This is a genomic window from Halobaculum marinum, from assembly GCF_029338555.1.
Taxonomy (GTDB): domain Archaea; phylum Halobacteriota; class Halobacteria; order Halobacteriales; family Haloferacaceae; genus Halobaculum; species Halobaculum marinum.
The window spans coordinates 481,888-499,984 of sequence record NZ_CP119989.1 but is presented as its reverse complement, the minus strand read 5'-3'; the positions used below and the strand labels follow the sequence as shown (position 1 = coordinate 499,984).

At 70.9% G+C, this 18,097-nt stretch carries 16 protein-coding genes and 1 tRNA gene; 9 read left to right on the top strand and 8 right to left on the bottom strand.

The features are described from left to right. Positions 1-90: 90 nt before the first annotated feature. From P0R32_RS02680 to gnd, 5 genes are all read right to left on the bottom strand, one after another. Positions 91-1,179, bottom strand: coding sequence for a TrmB family transcriptional regulator (locus P0R32_RS02680; RefSeq protein ID WP_276238387.1), 1,089 nt, complete (start codon positions 1,177-1,179; stop codon positions 91-93). Between the two features lie 94 nt (positions 1,180-1,273). Then, a tRNA-Arg gene (locus tag P0R32_RS02675) sits at positions 1,274-1,346 on the bottom strand. 121 nt (positions 1,347-1,467) lie between these two features. Continuing rightward, positions 1,468-2,049, bottom strand: coding sequence for a 2Fe-2S iron-sulfur cluster-binding protein (locus tag P0R32_RS02670; protein ID WP_276238386.1), 582 nt, complete (start codon positions 2,047-2,049; stop codon positions 1,468-1,470). A 91-nt stretch (positions 2,050-2,140) separates the two neighbouring features. Further along, positions 2,141-2,704, bottom strand: coding sequence for a hypothetical protein (locus P0R32_RS02665; RefSeq protein ID WP_276238385.1), 564 nt, complete (start codon positions 2,702-2,704; stop codon positions 2,141-2,143). A 60-nt stretch (positions 2,705-2,764) separates the two neighbouring features. Next, complete coding sequence (gnd, locus tag P0R32_RS02660) at positions 2,765-3,682, bottom strand: phosphogluconate dehydrogenase (NAD(+)-dependent, decarboxylating) (protein ID WP_276239342.1); 918 nt, start codon at positions 3,680-3,682, stop codon at positions 2,765-2,767. A 144-nt stretch (positions 3,683-3,826) separates the two neighbouring features. On the opposite strand from gnd, the gene P0R32_RS02655 reads away from it, so the two are divergent. Together P0R32_RS02655 and P0R32_RS02650 are read left to right on the top strand one after the other, a co-directional pair. After that, entirely contained in the window at positions 3,827-4,927 is a 1,101-nt protein-coding gene (locus P0R32_RS02655) for an aminopeptidase (RefSeq protein ID WP_276238384.1), read from the top strand. Between the two features lie 575 nt (positions 4,928-5,502). After that, entirely contained in the window at positions 5,503-7,845 is a 2,343-nt protein-coding gene (locus P0R32_RS02650) for a DEAD/DEAH box helicase (protein WP_276238383.1), read from the top strand. Here the strand turns inward: P0R32_RS02650 and P0R32_RS02645 are convergent. Further along, positions 7,788-8,459: an HAD family hydrolase gene (locus tag P0R32_RS02645; protein ID WP_276239341.1), complete on the bottom strand. Its 672-nt coding sequence runs from the start codon at positions 8,457-8,459 to the stop codon at positions 7,788-7,790. The two genes, P0R32_RS02650 and P0R32_RS02645, sit on opposite strands and share 58 nt — an antisense overlap. A gap of 246 nt (positions 8,460-8,705) precedes the next feature. On the opposite strand from P0R32_RS02645, the gene P0R32_RS02640 reads away from it, so the two are divergent. The 3 genes from P0R32_RS02640 (at position 8,706) to P0R32_RS02630 (ending at position 11,107) form a co-directional block, all read left to right on the top strand. Next, positions 8,706-9,482, top strand: coding sequence for a topoisomerase DNA-binding C4 zinc finger domain-containing protein (locus tag P0R32_RS02640; RefSeq protein ID WP_276238382.1), 777 nt, complete (start codon positions 8,706-8,708; stop codon positions 9,480-9,482). Between the two features lie 348 nt (positions 9,483-9,830). Further along, complete coding sequence (gene endA / locus P0R32_RS02635) at positions 9,831-10,886, top strand: tRNA-intron lyase (RefSeq protein ID WP_276238380.1); 1,056 nt, start codon at positions 9,831-9,833, stop codon at positions 10,884-10,886. A gap of 71 nt (positions 10,887-10,957) precedes the next feature. Next, positions 10,958-11,107, top strand: coding sequence for a hypothetical protein (locus tag P0R32_RS02630; RefSeq protein WP_276238379.1), 150 nt, complete (start codon positions 10,958-10,960; stop codon positions 11,105-11,107). 66 nt (positions 11,108-11,173) lie between these two features. On the opposite strand, the gene P0R32_RS02625 is transcribed toward P0R32_RS02630, so the two are convergent. After that, positions 11,174-12,160: an ornithine cyclodeaminase family protein gene (locus P0R32_RS02625; RefSeq protein WP_276238378.1), complete on the bottom strand. Its 987-nt coding sequence runs from the start codon at positions 12,158-12,160 to the stop codon at positions 11,174-11,176. Positions 12,161-12,251: 91 nt separating this feature from the next. On the opposite strand from P0R32_RS02625, the gene P0R32_RS02620 reads away from it, so the two are divergent. Continuing rightward, the gene (locus P0R32_RS02620; protein WP_276238377.1) at positions 12,252-13,403 is read left to right on the top strand and encodes an NAD(P)/FAD-dependent oxidoreductase; all 1,152 of its coding nucleotides are present in this window, start codon (positions 12,252-12,254) and stop codon (positions 13,401-13,403) included. 30 nt (positions 13,404-13,433) lie between these two features. Here P0R32_RS02620 and P0R32_RS02615 read toward each other — a convergent pair whose 3' ends face one another. Beyond that, entirely contained in the window at positions 13,434-13,913 is a 480-nt protein-coding gene (locus P0R32_RS02615) for a DUF5518 domain-containing protein (protein WP_276238375.1), read from the bottom strand. 146 nt (positions 13,914-14,059) lie between these two features. On the opposite strand from P0R32_RS02615, the gene pheS reads away from it, so the two are divergent. From pheS to P0R32_RS02600, 3 genes are all read left to right on the top strand, one after another. Next, positions 14,060-15,556, top strand: coding sequence for a phenylalanine--tRNA ligase subunit alpha (gene pheS, locus P0R32_RS02610; RefSeq protein ID WP_276238374.1), 1,497 nt, complete (start codon positions 14,060-14,062; stop codon positions 15,554-15,556). Next, the gene (pheT, locus tag P0R32_RS02605; protein ID WP_276238373.1) at positions 15,556-17,361 is read left to right on the top strand and encodes a phenylalanine--tRNA ligase subunit beta; all 1,806 of its coding nucleotides are present in this window, start codon (positions 15,556-15,558) and stop codon (positions 17,359-17,361) included. Before pheS ends, pheT begins: the two co-directional genes overlap by 1 nt. 259 nt (positions 17,362-17,620) lie before the next feature. After that, the gene (locus tag P0R32_RS02600) at positions 17,621-18,067 is read left to right on the top strand and encodes a universal stress protein (protein ID WP_276238372.1); all 447 of its coding nucleotides are present in this window, start codon (positions 17,621-17,623) and stop codon (positions 18,065-18,067) included. Positions 18,068-18,097: the final 30 nt, after the last annotated feature.

Genomic DNA, 18,097 nt, shown 5'->3' with positions numbered 1-18,097 from the left:
CCACCTTCATCATCGGCCGGGGGACTGAGCCACCCCCGGCCCTCCGAACCGCACAGCAGCGTCCCGTACTGCACCGCACCTCAGCCCCCATCACCTGCTGGGCAACGGCAGCGACCCCGCGTCGAGGCCAACCAGCGAGATGGTCCGCATCTCCACGTCCTCGAAGACGGCGCCCCAGCCGCCGACCTCGACGGTGCCCTCGTCAGTGACGAGGACGAAGCTCTTGTGCGCGCCCATGTCCGACAGCGCCAGTCGCGACAGGTCGAGGCCGTCGCGGAGGTGTGACAGGTCGACGACGAGTCCCCGGAGGGTGCGCCGCTCGTCGGTGGCGATGTCGACGCCGTCGACGACAACCTCCAATTCGTACCCCTCGTTCCACAGCGAGTGGCAGTCGCAGACGAACTCCTCCATCGTGACGTACGTGACGCGGTCGGTCTCGTCGGCGTACAGCGTGGGGTAGAGGTTCCACAGACAGGTGAGGTAGTACCAGTGGAACACGAACGGGAGGATGCGGTCGTAGATGACGACGCCGTAGTCCTCGTCCGACCGGGTGTTCGGCGCGAAGCAGGTGCGGTGGCGGTCGACGATGACGAGGAACGGGCCGGGGATGGAACAGCCGCGCAGTTCCGACAGCGCGCCGCTCGGGTCGAACCCCTCGGGCGGCGTCTGCCCGTCGTCGACGTAGACGGACGCGCGGACGACGACGCCCTGCTCGCGCGCCTCGCGGATCGCCGGGAGCAGTTGCGCCAGTTGCTCGTACGTGCCGGCCAACTCGACGACGGTGTCGGCGTCGCCGATGAGGTCGCGTGCGTTCGCGACCGCCGTCTCCCCGCGCTTGGTGACGCCGACTCGCGCGTCCATGCGGTCGGGTTGGCGGTAGCGCTCGCGGATCTCCTCGGCGGCGTCGTGGAGCAACTCGCCGCGCGACTCCAGTTCGTCCATCGAGACGCCGGGGTCGCACGGGCGCACGTACAGCTTCTCGCGGTCGATCGTCTCGACGTACCCCTTCGACTCCAGACTCCGGAGCACGTCGTACACCTGCGACACCGGCACGTCGCTCTCGCGGCCGACCTCGACGGCGGGCGAGACGCCCATGTCGAGCAGGGTGAGGTACGCCTCCGACTGGTACTCCGTCAGGTCGGCGTAGTTCAACGCCTGCGCCAGCGTCTCGCGGTCCATGTACGCCGGATCGGGTAGCGGTACATCAAGGTTCTGTGGGCCGCGATGGTTGCGAGACGTGGGCGTCGCTGTGGGCGACGAAATCGAGAGAACACGGGCGACGAGGGATTTGAACCCCCGACCTCTTGGTCCGGAACCAAGCGTTCTGTCCGCTGAACTAGCCGCCCTCACTCCACCGTTCCGCGGCGCGGCGAATAAGCCTTCGGAACCGCTCCGCGCCGGTCCGACGCAGTCGCTCGCCGTGCCGTCGAGTGGACCGAGAAACCGTGGCTGTCGGCGCGCGCCGGGTTACGGCGCCTCGCCCGTCTCGATCGTGAAGTCCGCGCGCGGGTACGCGACGCAGGTGAGCGTGTAGCCGTCGTCGAGTTCGGCGTCGTCGAGCATCTGCTGGTTGTCGTGCTCGACGTACTCCTCGGAGTTGCCGCCGGAGGTGATCTGGCCGGCACACGAGACGCACTGCCCCTGCCGACAGGCGTACGGCAGGTCCCAGCCCTCGTCTTCACCGGCGTCGAGGACGGTCTCGTTGTTGGCGACCTCGATGGTGTCGCCCTCCTTCACGTACTCGACCTCGAAGTACTCGATCTCGTCTTCCGGGATGTCGGCCGGGCTCGTCGACTCCTCGGCGGCTGCGCCGCCCTCGAGCTCACCGTCCTCGCCGCCGCCGATCGCGCCGGCAGGGGCGCTGCCGCCGCCGATCGCTCGGCTCCCCGGCTCGGGGAACTCCGTCTCGGGGACGGTGGCGGCGCGCCGCTCGATGACCTCCTCGGAGATGTCCGCGGTGGCCTCCCAGCCCGTGCCGCGCGCGAAGTGCAGGGCGACGAAGACCAACACGAGGCCCGCGCCGAACCCGATTGCCACGGGGTCTACCATGCTCGCGGCTATGGAGCGGGGGGTAACAAGGGTTGTGATTATCGAGCGACGCCGGGAACGTCGATCCGACGACGGGACGGGGAACAGCCCGTCAGTTCGCGGTCGCGTTCGCCCACACCCGTGGATGGTCTCGATCACCGGGACACCGGGTGTCGAGGCCGCCGGTCGCGCTCACAGAACAGACGGTGAACGCGCCGTTCTCCATCCACTGAATCTGCGTTCCGTGGTCGTCGGCGAGGAACCCCGCGGGCGCGCCGCCGCTCGTCTCGACGGAGATCCGATAGAGGACGCCCGTCTCGCACGTCGTGTTCGCGGGGCCGGCGTCGTGTGACTCGACGTGGACACGGAAGGTGCTCAGGTCGGCCCCATCGGGCGAGGTCCGTTCGGTCCACACCGAGAGGTTCGCGCCCGTGCTGGCCGTCTCGATGAACGTGACCTTCGTGAACGTGTCGCCGCTCACCGAGCCACGTGAGTACGTCGCGACCGCCGACGCACAGCCAGCGTCGAGTCGCTCGAACTCTGTGACGGCGATGTCGGTCGGACCGGTGCGATCCGAGAAGCCGGGGAGCGCGTTCACCGAGGGGCCGAGGACCGCACCGACCGCGAGGGCGACGAGGGCGACGGCGATCAGTCGTCGTGTCGATGGAGGGACCATACGAACCGCTCCGAGGCCGGGTCAATAGCCGTGGCGGATGTCGGCTGCTCGCGCGGTCGGCTACTCGTCTTTGCGGGGCACTTCGTGGCGCCCGAAGCCGTACCGCAGGCGACTCGCGAGGCGACGGCCGAACCGCTCCCGGCGCGAGTCGAACCGCTCGGCGAGCGCCTGGTAGATGAGCGGCACGGGCACCTCCTGTTCGAGCGCCTCCTGCACCGTCCACGTGCCCGTCGACCCGCCCTCGACGCGGTCGGCCACGTCGCCGAGGTCGTTCCCCTCCTCGCGGAACGCCTCCTCACACAGTTCCAGCAGCCACGAGCGGATCACCGCGCCGTTGTTCCACGTCCGCGCGACCGCCTCCAGGTCGAGGTCGTAGCGCCCCTCGTGGAGCAGTTCGAACCCCTCGCCGTACGCCTGCATCAGCGCGTACTCCACGCCGTTGTGGACCATCTTCACGTAGTGACCCGACCCGGCCTCACCCATCCGGTCGTGGCCCGCGGGGCCGGTCGCGACGGCGTCGAACACCGGCGTCAACTCCTCGTAGGCCCACTCGGGACCGCCGACCATCAGCGAGAAGCCCAGGTCTGCGCCGGCGGGCCCGCCGGAGGTGCCGCAGTCGAGGTAGGCGGCGTCGGTCGCCTCCGCGCGGCGCACGGAGTCCTCGAAGTAGGAGTTCCCGCCGTCGACGACGACGTCGTCGCTCGTGAGGTGCGGTTCGAGGTCGTCGAGCGTGGCGTCGACGGCGTCGCCCGCGGGCACCATCAGCCAGATGCGGACGCCATCGTCGCCCTCGTCGGCACCCGCGTCCAGTCGTTCGTACAGGTCCGCGACGGAGTCGGCCGGTTCGGCACCGGCCTCCGCGGCGGCGGCGGTCGCCTCCGCCGAGAGGTCGAACGCGACCACGTCGTGGCCGGCGTCGAGGACGCGGTCGACGACGATCTGCCCCATCCGACCGAGTCCGATCACGCCGAGTTGGATGCTCATACCGGCGGGTCGGCCACGCGGGGCGTATGCGTTGCGGTGTGCGGTGTCGGCTCCACGGCGGGGACAGTCGGTGGCCGGATTCCGGCGACGCGGACGGGGAAGCGCCGCACTTACGCGCCCCGCAGTCGGACGCCCGGTATGGACGACAGAGTGCGCGAGCACGCCGAGGTACTCGTCGACTGGAGCGCCCGCGTCGAGGCGGGCGACCAGGTGGTGCTGGACGTCGCGGAGGGCGCCCACGACTTGGCGGTCGCGGTGGCCGAGGAGTTGGGGAAACGCGACGCGACCCTCCTCACGACGTACGGCTCGAGCGAGGTGGGCCGTGCGTTCCTCCGCGCTGGCGACGACGACCGCGAGTTCGCCCACAGCGAGCCGAAACTGGCGATGCTAGAGGCCGCGGACGTGTACCTCCGCGTCGGCGGCGGGCGCAACACGGCCGCCCTCGCCGACGTCGACGGTGAGCGCCGAATGGCCGCGCGGAAGGCGACCACGGCGACCCGCGAGGCGCGGATGGACACCGACTGGGTGTCGACGGTCCACCCGACGCGCTCGCTGGCCCAGCAAGCAGGGATGGCGTACGAGGAGTACCAGGACTTCGTGTACGACGCCGTGCTCCGCGACTGGGAGGCGCTCGCCGACGAGATGGCGAACATGAAGGAGATCCTCGACGCGGGCAGCGAGGTCCGCATCGAGAAGGAGCGCACCGACCTCACGATGTCCATCGAGGGCCGGACGGCGGTCAACTCCGCGGCGTCGGTGGCGTACGACTCCCACAACCTCCCCTCCGGCGAGGTGTTCACCGCACCGCACGCGACCGAGGGCGAGGTGTTCTTCGACGTGCCGATGACCATCGACGCCCAGCGCGTGCAGGACGTGTCGCTCACGTTCGAGGGCGGCGAGGTCGTCGACTTCTCGGCGGCACAGGGGGAGGACGCCATCGCGGACGTGCTCGACACCGACGAGGGTGCCCGGCGACTGGGCGAACTGGGGATCGGGATGAACCGCGGCATCGACCGCTTCACCGACTCCATCCTGTTCGACGAGAAGATGGGCGACACGGTCCACCTCGCGGTGGGGCGCGCGTACGACTCGTGCCTCCCCGAGGGCGAGTCGGGTAACGACTCCGCGGTCCACGTCGACATGATCACGGACATGTCCGAGGACTCGCGGATGCTCGTGGACGGTGAGGTCGTCCAGCGAAACGGGACGTTCCGCTGGGAAGACGGCTTTAGCGAATAAGTCGGGTCGTTGTCGGCGATTTCTGTGTTTTCCTGGCGCCGACGACTTCGTAGAGACTAACCGCGAAAGCCCCCGCGGCTGTGCGGGACGGCGGCCGAAGCAAGCACGCGAGCGGAGCGAGCGCGCGCAGCGAGGCCCCCGACCGCACAGCCGCGGCCCCTTTCAGTCCCACCCTGCGGATGGTCGGGCCGAGCGTCGCAGCCCTCCGCACGGTGTGGACGAACTGCGGCCGCGGTGGCGCGCGCCGCGCCCGCTCCGCCGGGCGCGGAAGCGCGCGAGGGACGAAACGACCGAGCGAAGCGAGGGAGTGAGTCGGCTGGGGAGGCCGTGGCTGCGGTGGTGTGGGCGGGACTTTCGTGTGCCATCGGTCCGTAGACGCTGTCCACCCCACTCGTCGGCAACAGGAACACTCCGATACCAACACGAACCGATCGACGCGGAGGGAAAGGTTCATCCGCGGAAGCGCCCCGACCTACTCCTAGTCGCCGGCGCGGTCCCGGCCGACCCGACAACGGGACCGACGGACCGCGCCACCGGACACCCACCACCCCCATCCCCACCCCTACCCCACTCTCATGAAAGTCGCAGACGCCGTGCCGGAGTTCGCCGACGCGTTCGGGTTCGAGGAGTTCAACCGCATGCAACGGGAGGCGCTGCCCGCCATCCTCGACCGCGACGAGAACGTCGTCGCGGCCGCCCCCACCGCCTCCGGCAAGACCGCGCTCGCGGAACTGGCGATCTGTGAGACGCTTCGGGAGGACGGCACCGCCCTGTTCATCGCGCCCCTCCGCGCCCTGACGAACGAGAAGGAGGCCGAGTGGGAGCGCTTCGAGGACATGGGCTACTCCGTGTACGTCGTCACCGGCGAGCGCGACCTCAACCCCCGCCGCGCCGAGCGCGCCGACATCCTCGTGATGACGCCCGAGAAGACCGACTCCGCGACGCGGAAACACGAGTCCGCCCGCTACGACTTCATCAACGACGTCGACTGCTGTGTCATCGACGAGGTCCACCTGCTCGACTCCGACAAACGCGGCGCCGTCCTCGAAGTCACCGTCTCGCGCCTGCGCCGCATCTGCGACCCGCGCGTCGTCGCCCTCTCCGCGACGATGCCGAACGTCGACGACGTGGCCGAGTGGCTCGACGCGCCGCCGGAGACGACCTTCGAGTTCGGCGACGAGTACCGCCCCGTCGACTTGGAGACCGGCGTGAAGACGTACACCCACGGCGACAACTCCTTCGCCGACAAGTACCGTCGCCTCTACCGCGCGCTCGACCTCGCAGAGCCACACATCCGCGAGGAGGGGCAGGCGCTCGTGTTCGTCACCTCTCGCCAGGACACCGTGATGGCCGCCAAGAAGGCGCGCGACGAGATCGGCGAGCGCGACCTGGAGATGGGCGCCCGCGGCGACTACGACTTCCACAACGCCGCCAAGGAGTTGGACAACGACACGCTCCGCCACTCCGTCGTCGACGGCGTCGCGTTCCACCACGCCGGCCTCTCGAAGAACGACAAAGACCGCGTCGAGCAGTGGTTCAAGGAGGGGAAGATCCAACTCCTCTTCTCCACCTCGACGCTCGCGTGGGGCGTGAACCTCCCCGCCCGCTGTGTCGTCATCCGCGACACGAAACACCACGACCCGCTGGAGGGCGAGGTCGACATCAGCCCGCTGGACGTGCTCCAGATGCTCGGCCGGGCGGGCCGCCCGGGGTACGACGACGTGGGGTACGGCTGGGTCGTCTGCGACCGCTCGGACGCCGACAAGTACCGGAAGCTGCTCCGGGAGGGCAAAGAGATCGAGTCGCGACTCGCCGAGGACATCGACTCCCACCTCAACGCCGAGATCGCGCTCGGCACCATCTCCGGCCTCGACGACGTGATGGACTGGCTGGAGACGACGTTCTACTACGTGCGCGCCGGCACCAAGCCCGAGCAGTACGACTTCGAGGGCGTCCGCGACCGCGTGCGCGAGACGCTGAACTCGCTGGTGGACCGCGGGTTCGTCGAGACCGACGACCGCCTCGGCATCGAGGCGACGACGCTCGGGCGCCTCGCCTCGAAGTACTACCTGCGCATGGAGACGGCCGAGCGGTTCGCGCAATTGGGCGAGCGCCAGTCCATCGACGAGAACGGCGTCCTCCACACGGTCGCGGCGGCCGCCGAGTTCGACTCCGCCTCCGCGCGCTCGGCGGAGTCGGACGCCGTCGACCGCGTGCTCGACGGGATCGACACGAGTCTGGAGGGCGGCAACCGGAAGGTGCTCGCGATCCTCCACGCCGCCGTCCGCGGGTCGACGCCGTCTGACCTGCGCTCGGACGCGTGGATCATCAAGCAGAACGCCCTGCGCCTGCTCGCGGCGATGCGGGAGTTCGCCGACGCCTTCGCCGGCCCGCGCGCCGCCAACCTCGTGCGCCGCGTCGAGGCCCGCGTCGAACACGGCGTCAAACGCGAGGCGGTCGGCCTCACCGCCATCGAGGGCGTCGGGTCGGGGCGCGCGGAGAGCCTCTCGTCTGGCGGCCTCACCACCCCCGCCGACGTGGTGTCGGCTGGCGTCGACCGCCTGACGCGGGCAGGGCTCTCGGAGGGCGTCGCCGAGCGGGTGGTCCGACAGGCGGAGGACCTCCCGAACGCCGTCGTCGAGTGGGGCGAGTTCCCCGAGCGCATCGGCACCGCCGAGAACGAGATGCTGGAGGTGACGGTGCGCAACGTCGGCGGGAGCGCCCGCGCGGGGCTCCGCGTGACCGCCAACGGCGTGGAGATGACCCAGAAGACGCTGTACCTCAGCGACGAGACGACGGTGCCGGTCGGCGTGTTCGGCGCGCCCGGCGAAGACGAGATGCGCTACGAGGTGGAGGTCGTCTACCCCGAACTCCCGTTGCTCCCCGAGACGGACTCGCGCATCGTCCGCGTCGACTGACGCACGGCGTCGTACAGCGCGTCGGGGTTGCTCCGGTCGACCACCTCGTCGGCCGCCGAGAGGTCGGTGTCGGCGTTGTGCTCGTCGCGGACGGCGATGGTGTACGCACCCGAGCGCGCCGCCGCGAGCACGCCGTTCTCGGAGTCCTCGACGACGACCGTGCGTTCGGGCACGCCGCCCAGGTCCGCGATTGCCGACTCGAACAGGCCGGGGTCGGGCTTGCCGGGGCCGTCGAACTCCTCGGCGGGCGCGACCAGGTCGAACGCGAGACCGAAGCGCTCCAGCACCACGTCGATCCAGTCGCGCGGCGACGAGGAGACGAGCGCGACCGGCACCCCCTCCGCGCGGAGGGTGGCGACGAACTCTCGGGCGCCGTCGAGCAGGGCGACCCGCTCGCCGTAGATGGTCGTCGCCGTCTCGTCGTACAGCCGCATGAACTCGCGTTTGTCGACCGTGGTGTCGTACTCGGCGTCCAGGTAGTCGTAGATTTCGCCGTAGTACATCCCCGTCACCTCGTCGAGTGCGGGGTGGTCGCCCGCGAGGACGCTCGGGAGGATCTCCTCGCGCTCGGCGGCGTGCCAGTAGTCCTCGGAGTCGACGAGGACGCCGTCCATGTCGAAGCAGACGACGACGGGCGCGGCCCCGCTGGCGCCGGCCTGTTCGGTGCCGGGCGCGGAGTCGGGGCTGTCGCCGGGGTCGTCGGTGGTGTCGGCGCCCGTGGCGCCCTCGGGCGCGTCGGTGCCGCTGGAGGAGGCGTCGTCGCCGCCGGATGACTCGGACATACCGGACGATTTCCCCCCGGCGGGATGGGCGTTCCGGCCACGCGAGACTCCAAGTAGGAGACCGGCACCACCCACCCCATGCCAGCGACCTGTACCCTCCTCGCGGGCGACTGCACGACGCGTTTCGAGACGACCACCGGCGACGAGCGGACCCAGCGCGGCCGGGTCGTCGCCCTCGCCAAACCCGACCGCACGCTGCTCGTCCACGACCGGTCGGGCTACCAACCGGTCGCGTGGCTCACCCGCGCGGACTCGTTGACCGTCGAGGCGGACGGCGACGGCTTCGCCGTCACCGCCCACGACGCCGGGCGCACCCTCTCGGTCCGCTCGCACGACGACGGCCAGGTCGTGGAGTTCCCCGTCAGCGACGCCGGGGTCCCGGTCGGCGAGTGTCCCGCTCCCGACTGCGGGGCGGCGCTCGTGCGCACCGGCGGCGACGTGGTGTGTCTCGGCTGCGGCGACTCGTACGGTCTGCCGTCGGGCGCGACGGTCCACGACGACGCCACCTGCGACGACTGCGGCCTCCCGACGATGACCGTCGAGCGCGGCGAGTCGCTCGACCTGTGCGTCGACTACGCGTGCGACTCGCTGACGGACGCCGTCCGCGAGGTGCTGGACCGCCGCTTCGACTGCCCGGACTGCGGGCGCGACCTGCGCGTCAGAGAGCACCGCGGGCGGGCGTTCCTCGGCTGCGACGGTTACCCCGACTGCGAGACGGCGTTCTCGGTCCCGGCGGGCGTGTTCGCCGGCGAGTGTGCCTGCGGCCTCCCACGCTTCGAGACGGCGACTGGGGTGCGCTGTCTGGACGGGACGTGCGAACGCGACCGGCCCGCCGACCCGGAACGGGGGCCGTGACCTCCGCCGGCGACGACGACGACTGCCGCCGGACACCCGCCGCGGCCTCGTGTGAGCGGTGTCCCGAGAGCGTCGGCGCCGACCAGCCGCCGGCAACACTCGGCCAGGGAACCGCCGGGTGGGACTGAAAGGGGCCGGGCGGCTCGCGGGAGACTCCGACGCAAGCACCGCAGGCGAGTGACCGGAGGGAACGAGCCGAGGAGCGCAGCGAGGACTCGACCGCGAGCCGCCCGGGGGCTTTCGCGGTCGTCGTCAGGCGGTTCGCGACGGTCGTCTCGACACCAACGCAGTGGACAGCGAATCACAGGACCACAGCCCCTATACCCGAACCGAACCCCGACACACAGTATGAACGCGACACTCGACGGCGACGTCGTCCGCGCGCACGGCGACGCCCGTCAGCGCTTCTACGACGCCCGGGGGTACGGTCGGGCCGACGGCGCGGACGTGACCCTCGCGCGCGTCGAGGCGGCGCACCTCCTGTACCGCGGCGACCTGGAGTCGGTGTCCGGGATGGACTTCCGGGCGTTCTTCCGCGACAGTGTCGCGAGCGAACCCGGCTTCGCCGCGCGCTTCCTCGTGTACACCGACCTCCGCGAGCGGGGGTTCTACCTCGCACCCGCGCGGGAGGGGTGGCCCGGGAGCGACGGCGCCGGCGACGACCGCGACGACACCGAGGACGGCGCCGACATCCTCGTGTTCGAGCGCGGCGAGAAGCCCGGCGGCCCCGTCGCCCACCGCGTGCGCGTCGTCGGCGAGCGCGAGGAGTTGGCGGCGACGGCGCTGGCGGGCGTGACGCTCGCCGTCGTCGACGAGGAGAGCGAGGTGTCGTACTTCGGCTGTTCCGCCGGCGGCGGCTTCGACGGGCAGACCGCCTACGACCTCCCGACCGGCCTCGACGCGGACCTGCTCGACGACCGCGTCGTCTGCTGGAGCCCGCCCGCCGCTCTGTACGAGTCGGCGTTCTACGGCCAGCCGGTCTCGGGCCGCGACGACGCCGACGTGGACGCGCTCCAGTTGTCGCTGCTGGAGGCCGCCGACCTCGCCGAGCGCGGGGCCGTCGACCTCGACGCCGCGGCGGTCGTCGAACGCGGGCGCGAGGTCGAGGGCGACCGCTTCGACCGCCGACTCACCGTCTACCGCGAGTTGCGCGACGCCGGCGTCGTCCCGAAGACCGGCTACAAGTTCGGCGCCGACTTCCGCACGTACGACGCCGTCGAGTCCGTCGCCGAACTGCCCCACTCCGAACGGCTGGTTCGCGTCGTCACCCCCGAGCACCGGTTCCACCCGCGGGACCTCGCCCTCGACGTGCGCCTCGCCGGCGGCGTCCGCAAGTCGATGGTGTTCGCGCTCGCAGGAGCCGAGTCGGTCGCGTACCTCACTGTCGAACGGCTCACGCCCTGAGCGGGGCGCCGGCGTCTCACTCGTCGTTCGACCGAAAGATGTATTGATACGACCAGTGAGTCACGTGTAAGATGGAGTACGCGTTCGAGTGCGCATGCGGCGAGGAGGTGTCCGACTTCACGCGGGGCGGCGACGTCGAAGTCAACACCGTCGCCGTCTGTGACGACTGTGGTGCCGCCTACGGGCTGACGATCAGCTCACTGCAGCGGTCCGACGAGTAGTCGCCGCGAGGTGGGTCGCCGCCAGAGAGGCGAGGAGCCGCCGGGCGGCACCCGCGCACGACCGGCTCAGAAGCCGATTTCGACTCCGGCGTCGGCGGTACCCGCCTCCGCGGCGCGCCACAGGTGATTCGCGGTCGCCGTGTCCAACACCGCCGAGCCGACGCTGTCGACGACGACCACCTCCTCGTCGTCGCCGCGCCCGGCGTCGCCCTCGAACACCGCCGACAGCGGCGTGAGTCGCTCGGGGTCGACGCCGTTGTCGACGATGTCGCCGATCCCCGCGACTTCCTCGGGCACGTCGGCGAACACCCGCGCGGCGCGGTCGAAGGTGGCCGCGTCCAGTTCGCACATCCGTGCCTCGTAGGCACCGACGGCGACGACGAGCGCGCCGTCCGCCAGCGTCTCGCCGTCGAGCACCGGCGCCTCGCTCGTCGTCGCGGTGACGACCACGTCGGCGTCGCCGACGGCCGCCGACGCGGACGCGACCGCCTCGGCGTCGAGCCCCTCCTCGCGGAGGTCCGCGGCACACTCCTCGCGCGAGTCGGGGGTCGGCGAGAAGACGCGAACGCGGGCGACGCCGCGAGCCGCCGCGATCGCGCGGGTCTGCCAGCGCGCCTGTTGGCCCGCGCCGATCACCGCCAGGTCGACTGGGCCCGACCCGGCGGCGAGGTGTCGAGCCGCGAGGCCACCGATACAGCCCGTTCGGGCGTTGGTGATGCGCTCGCCGGCGAACAGCGCCAGCGGCGCCCCGTTCGCCGCGTCGGTGAGCACCACCTGCGCCTGCACCGTCGGGCGGGCCGTCTCGGCGTTGCCGGGGAACACCGACGCGAGTTTCGTCGCGTACGCCGGGTCGCCGTGAACGTACGCGGGCATCGCCAAGCCGGTCCCCGGCGGGTCCTCGCGGCCGTCGAGTCCCTCGCCGACCGGGAAGTGGGGGCGCTCGGGGCGCTCGACCTCGCCGCGTCCCTGCTTCACGAACGCCGTCTCGATCACGGGGAGGAGGTCGTCGAGTGAGAGGAGGTCTGCGACCGCGTCGTCGTCGAAGATGTGCATGGGCGGTGGTCGAGGGCGACCGACTTGTGTCATGCGGCGCCCGGGGTGGATCGCCGCAACACCCATTGCCCACGTTCACACACCACGAGACATGAACGTCGTCGTGGTCGGGGGAGGAATCGTCGGCGTCGCGAGCGCGTACGAACTCGCGACGCGGGGCGCCGATGTGACGCTCCTCGAACGGGGCAGTCTCGGCGCCGGCAGCACCGACCGCGCACTCGGCGGCATCCGCGGGCAGTTCTCCACCCGGATCAACGTCGAGTTGTCGGTCGCCTCCATCGCCGTCTGGGACGCGTTCGCCGAGCGCTTCGGCGTCGACATCGACCGTCGCCGGACTGGCTACCTGTTTTGCACGCGCGAGCAGGCCACCGCCGACGCGTTCGCCGACCAGGTCGCCATGCAGCAGGAGTACGGCGTCGACAGCCGGCTCGTCGACCCCGCGGAGATGACAGCCGTGTGCCCCGGCCTCCAGCCCGAGAGGTTCGTCGCCGCGACGTACTGCCCGACGGACAGTTTCTCGGACCCGCACCTCGCGCTGCAGGGGTACGCCGCCGCGGCCCGCAAGGCGGGGGTCGAGATTCGGACGAACACGCCCGTGGCGAGCCTCGACCCGCGCGAGTCCGGCGTCCGGGTCGCGCTCGCGGACGGGGAAGTCCTGACGGTCGACGCCGCAGTCAACGCGGCGGGGGCGTGGGCGCCACACCTCGCCGACAGCGCCGGCTACGACCTGCCGATCGTCGCCCACCGTCGCCAGACGGCGGTGATCGAACCGGAACGGCCCGTCCCCGAGTCCGACCCGCTCGTCATCGACGCCGACACGACCGCGCACTTCCGCCCCGAGCGCGACGGGCGCGCGCTCGTCGGCGGCCACTTCGCCGAGGCGGACCCGGTCGTGACCGACCCCGACCGCTTCTCCGAGAAGCCCGACACCGACTGGGCGGTCGAGGCCGTCGAGCGCGTCGGCGAACTCGCCGACTACTTCGGCCCCGACAGCCTCCTCGCGGGCGGGTGGGCCGGACTGTACGCGGTGACGCCCGACCACCACGCCATCGTCGAGGAGTCGGTCCCGGGCGTCGTCACCGCGGCGGGGTTCTCCGGCCACGGCTTCCAACACGCGCCGGCGACGGGGACGGCGGTCGCGGAGTTGGTGCTCGACGGCGCGTCGTCGTCGGTCGACGTGTCGCCGCTGTCGCGCGAGCGGTTCGCTGACGGGGAGCTACTGGTGGAGCAGAACGTGGCGTAACGCGGGGACCCTGGGAGGCGAGTGCGGCGGTCAGGCGCGGGCGGTGTCGTCGACTGACTCGTCGAACTCGGTCAACTCCGAGTGGATGTCGCGGTCGTCGCGGTCGTCGTCCGTGCGGAGTTCCGCGGGGTCGACGCGGTCGGGGTCGGCGAACTCCTCGTGGAGGTACGCGCCCACAAAGCCGCCGACGGCGCCGAGAGCACCGCCGTACAACGCCGCGATCAGCAGCGCGACGAAGAACACGCCGAACGCGACGAGCAGCCCCGAACGCTGCCCCGGGCCGACGATGACGAAGATCGACGCGATCAGCGTCGCCAGCACCGCGCCGGGAATCGCCGCGAGCAGGCCCGAGAGCCCGCCGACCTTCGCCCCCGCCGTCCGGTCGGAGCCGTGGAGGTAGCCGGCGACGCCCCCGCCGATCACCGGCGAGAACGGCAGGAAGAACGTCACGAGCGAGACGACCGCCCCGATAGCGGCGTGTTTGAGGGTCTCGGAGGAGGATGTAGCCATACGAACAGTATCGCACGGTGAGGGGATAAACACCACCGGGCCGGGAGCGAGCAGGTCGCACGCGTCGCCGCGGGGGCACGGGTCGCGCCGCCGCGAGCCGGAACGACACGACTAACCACCGACCGGACGGACACGCACACAATCGAATGCGACTCCCACAGGCGCAGGTCGCGTTGCTGGAGGCCGCCAGCGCGACCGATGCGAAGCCGATCGAACAGCTCGCCGAGGAGACGGACCTGAAGCCCGAGGCGGTCACCCGGGCGGCCTTCGACCTCCGCGACGAGGGCCTCGTCGCCGTCGACGAGCGCGTCGAGGAGTCGGCGACGCTCACCGACGAAGGCGAGACGTACCGCGAGGCTGGGCTCCCCGAGGTCCGCCTGTTCCGTGCCGCCCGCGACGCCGGCGGCGAAGTCGGGATGGGCGAGGCAATCGGCGCCAGCGGGCTTGAGGGCCCCGAGGTCGACATCGCGCTCGCCAACTACGCCCGCAAGGGGTACGGCGTCGTCGACTCCGGCGAGGTCAGCGCCAGCGAGGACGCCGACCCCGACGCCGACGAGGAGGCCGCCGCACTCGACGCGCTCGCCGCCGGCGAGGCCGTCGACGACGCAGACCTGCTCGACCGACTGGAGAGCCGCGGGCTGGTGGAACTGGACGAGACGACCGTCCGCTCGGTCACGCTCACCGACGAGGGCGTCACCGCCCTGATGGAGGGTGTCGAGGCCGCCGAGACCGTCGACCGCCTCACCCCCGAACTGCTGACGAGCGGGGAGTGGGAAGACGTCGAGTTCACCGAGTACAACGTCGAGGCCGACGCGCCCGCCGTCGAGGGTGGCCGCGAACACGTGCTCCGCAGCGCCGCCGAGCGCGTCAAGGACGTGCTCGTGGGGATGGGGTTCCAGGAGATGGACGGCCCGCACGCCGACGCCGACTTCTGGATCAACGACTGCCTGTTCATGCCGCAGGACCACCCGGCGCGCACCCACTGGGACCGCTTCGCGCTGGACGTGCCGCCGGTGGCCGACATCCCCGAGGGACTGGTCGACCGCGTCGAACACGCCCACCGTGAGGGCGTCGGCGAGGACGGCGACGGCTACCACTCGCCGTGGTCGGAGGACTTCGCGCGCGCCATCGCCCTGCGCGGCCACACCACGTCGCTGTCGATGCGCTACCTCTCGGGGTACGCCGACGCCGACTTAGAGCCGCCACAGCGCTACTTCTCCGTGCAGAAGGCGTACCGCAACGACACGCTCGACGCGACCCACCTGCTGGAGTTCTACCAGATCGAAGGGTGGGTGATGGCCGAGGACCTGTCGGTGCGCGACCTGATGGGGACGTTCGAGGAGTTCTACCGCCAGTTCGGCATCGAGGAGATCCGGTTCAAGCCGCACTACAACCCCTACACGGAGCCGAGCTTCGAGCTGTTCGGCGAGCACCCCGAGACGGGCGAAGAGATCGAGATCGGCAACTCGGGGATGTTCCGCGACGAGGTGCTCGAACCGCTGGGCATCGAGTGCGACGTGATGGCGTGGGGGCTCGCCTTAGAGCGCCTCGCCATGCTCACGACCGGCGCGGAGGACATCCGCGACCTGCACGGCACGCTGGCCGACCTTGAGTTCCTGCGGAACGCGGAGGTGACCTACTGATGCCAGTCGTCGACATCGACACGGACGAGCTACGCGGACTGACCGGCGAGGACAAGACGGACGACGAGTTCAAGGAGGACCTGTTCGCGCTCGGGCTGGAGTACGAGGGCGACACCGACGACGGCCTCCTCCAGTTCGAGTTCGGACCGGACCGGCTCGACCGCCTGTCGGTCGAGGGGGTCGCGCGCTCGCTGCGCTACCAGTACGGCGCCGACCGCGGCGTGTACGTCCCGAAGACGAACGACGCCGACTGGACCATCGAGGTCGACCCGTCGGTGCCCGACGAGCGCCCGTTCGTCACCGGCGCCGTCGTGCGCGGGGTGAACCTCGACGAGTCGGGGCTCGACTCGCTCATCCAACTGCAGGAGAAGCTCCACGCGACGATGGGGCGCGGCCGCGCCAAGGGCGCCATCGGTGTCCACGACCTCACGATGCTGAAGGGGCAGGCACTCACCGAGGAGTCCGAGCCGTCGGGCACCATCAACGCCGCCTCCTCGGATCTGGGCGCGACCGAGAAGACCGTCACCTACCGCGGCGTCGAACCCGACGGCGACCGGTTCGTTCCGCTGGACTCGAACGCGGAGATGACGCCCGCGCAGGTGCTCACGGACCACCCCACCGGCGACAAGTACGCGGACCTGGTCGAGGACCTGGAGCGCTACCCCGCCATCTACGACGAGTTGGGGCTGTTCTCGTTCCCGCCGGTCATCAACGGCTCGCGCACGGAGGTCGACACCGGCTCCCGGGACCTGTTCATCGAGTTGACCGGCACCGACCAGTGGACCATCGACAAGATGTGCGTCATCATCTGCTACGCCCTCTCCGCGCGCGGCGGGACGGTCGAGGAGGTGCAGGTGGACTACCAGGACGGCGCGACGTACCCCGACGAGTACGGGCCCGAACTGCTCCGCCCGGACCTCGACACCGACGAGAAGTCCGTCAGCCACGACCGCATCGAGACGATGCTGGGCGTGGAGTTGGAGCGCGAGGAGGTCGTCGACCTGTTCGAACGCTCGGGGATGGACGCCGCCTACTCGCTCGGCGAGGAGGAGACGGTGTACGACGTGACGGTGCCGCCGTACCGCGTCGACGTGCTCCACCCGCTGGATCTGGTCGACGACGTGGGGCGCGCGTACGGCTTCAACGAGTTGGAGCCGACGTACCCCGACATCGGCACCATCGGCGGGCGCCACGAGCGCTCGCGGCTGGAACGGGCGGTGCGCACGAGCCTCATCGGCCTCGGCTTCGAGGACATGCTCAACTTCCACATGACCTCGGGGACGGAGAACTACGACCGGATGCGCCTCGACGAGCGCGACCCCGGCGCCGACCTGGCGGACGCGCCGCTCGGGGCGGAGCCGGCCGCCGTGATCACCAGCCCGTACAGCGAGGACTACACCCAACTGCGGACGTGGGCGCTCCCCTCGCTGGTGCAGGTGCTGGAGAACAACACCCACCGGACGTACCCGCAGGACCTCGCGGAGGTCGGCTTCGTCGCCCACCGCGACGACGACGTGAACACCCGCGTCGCCGAGGACTACCGCGTGGCGGGCGTGCTCGCGCGGACGGACGCGACGTACGAGGACGCGAAAGCGCGCCTGCAGGCCGTCTGTGACGACTTCGACGCCGACGTGGAGACGCCCGCGAGCGAGCACCCGAGCTTCCTCGACGGTCGGGTCGCCGAGGTCGTCGTCGACGGCGAGTCCGTCGGCGTCGTCGGCGAACTCCACCCCGCGGTGCTGGTCGACCGCGACATGGAGGTGCCCGTGGCCGCCTTCGAGTTCTCGCTGTCGGCGCTGGCGTAGGGCGGCCCCACGGCGGGTGCCCGCTCTCGGCGCGACCGGCGGCGACGGTGCCGCCGCGGTCGCCGACGCCAGATCGTGGCGCTGTGGCGACGAGACCCCCGATACTCCTAAGTACGAAGTCGGGGTTCCACCGGAAGCAGGGGGGTAGCAGATCCGGGCTCGGAGCGAGCGGAGACGGCCGGGAACCGTGCGATGGCGGGGCGAGCGCGAGGCTCTCGCGAGGGGAACACCTTTCACGCCCTCCGACGGAGGCACGCGTATGAGCCTGACCGTCGAACGCGTGCTGGTCCCCGTAGACGGGAGCGACGAGTCACTGGAGGCGGTCGAGTACGCCGTCGCCGTCGCCGAGCGCTACGACGCCGCCGTCCACGCGGTGTACGTGCTCGGCGAGGAGGTCGTCCGCGCCATCGAGGAGGCCGCCGTCGACGAGTCCGAAGTCGCCGAGGACACCGAGGCGTTCACCGACACGGTCCGAGAGATCGCCGAGGCCGAGGGCGTCCCGGTCTCCACCTCCATCGCCTACGGCTTCTCGACGAAGCGCAAGACGACCCACCCAGGGTCGGTCGTCCTCGACACCGCCGAGGACGTCGACGCCGACTTCATCGTCATCCCCCGCGAACCGCTCACGGGCGAACCCGGCGAAGTCCTGGAGAAGGCGGCGGAGTACGTGTTGCTGTACGCGAGTCAGCCGGTCTTGTCGGTCTGAGCCCCGAGACGAGACTGAGACTGGTGGGAC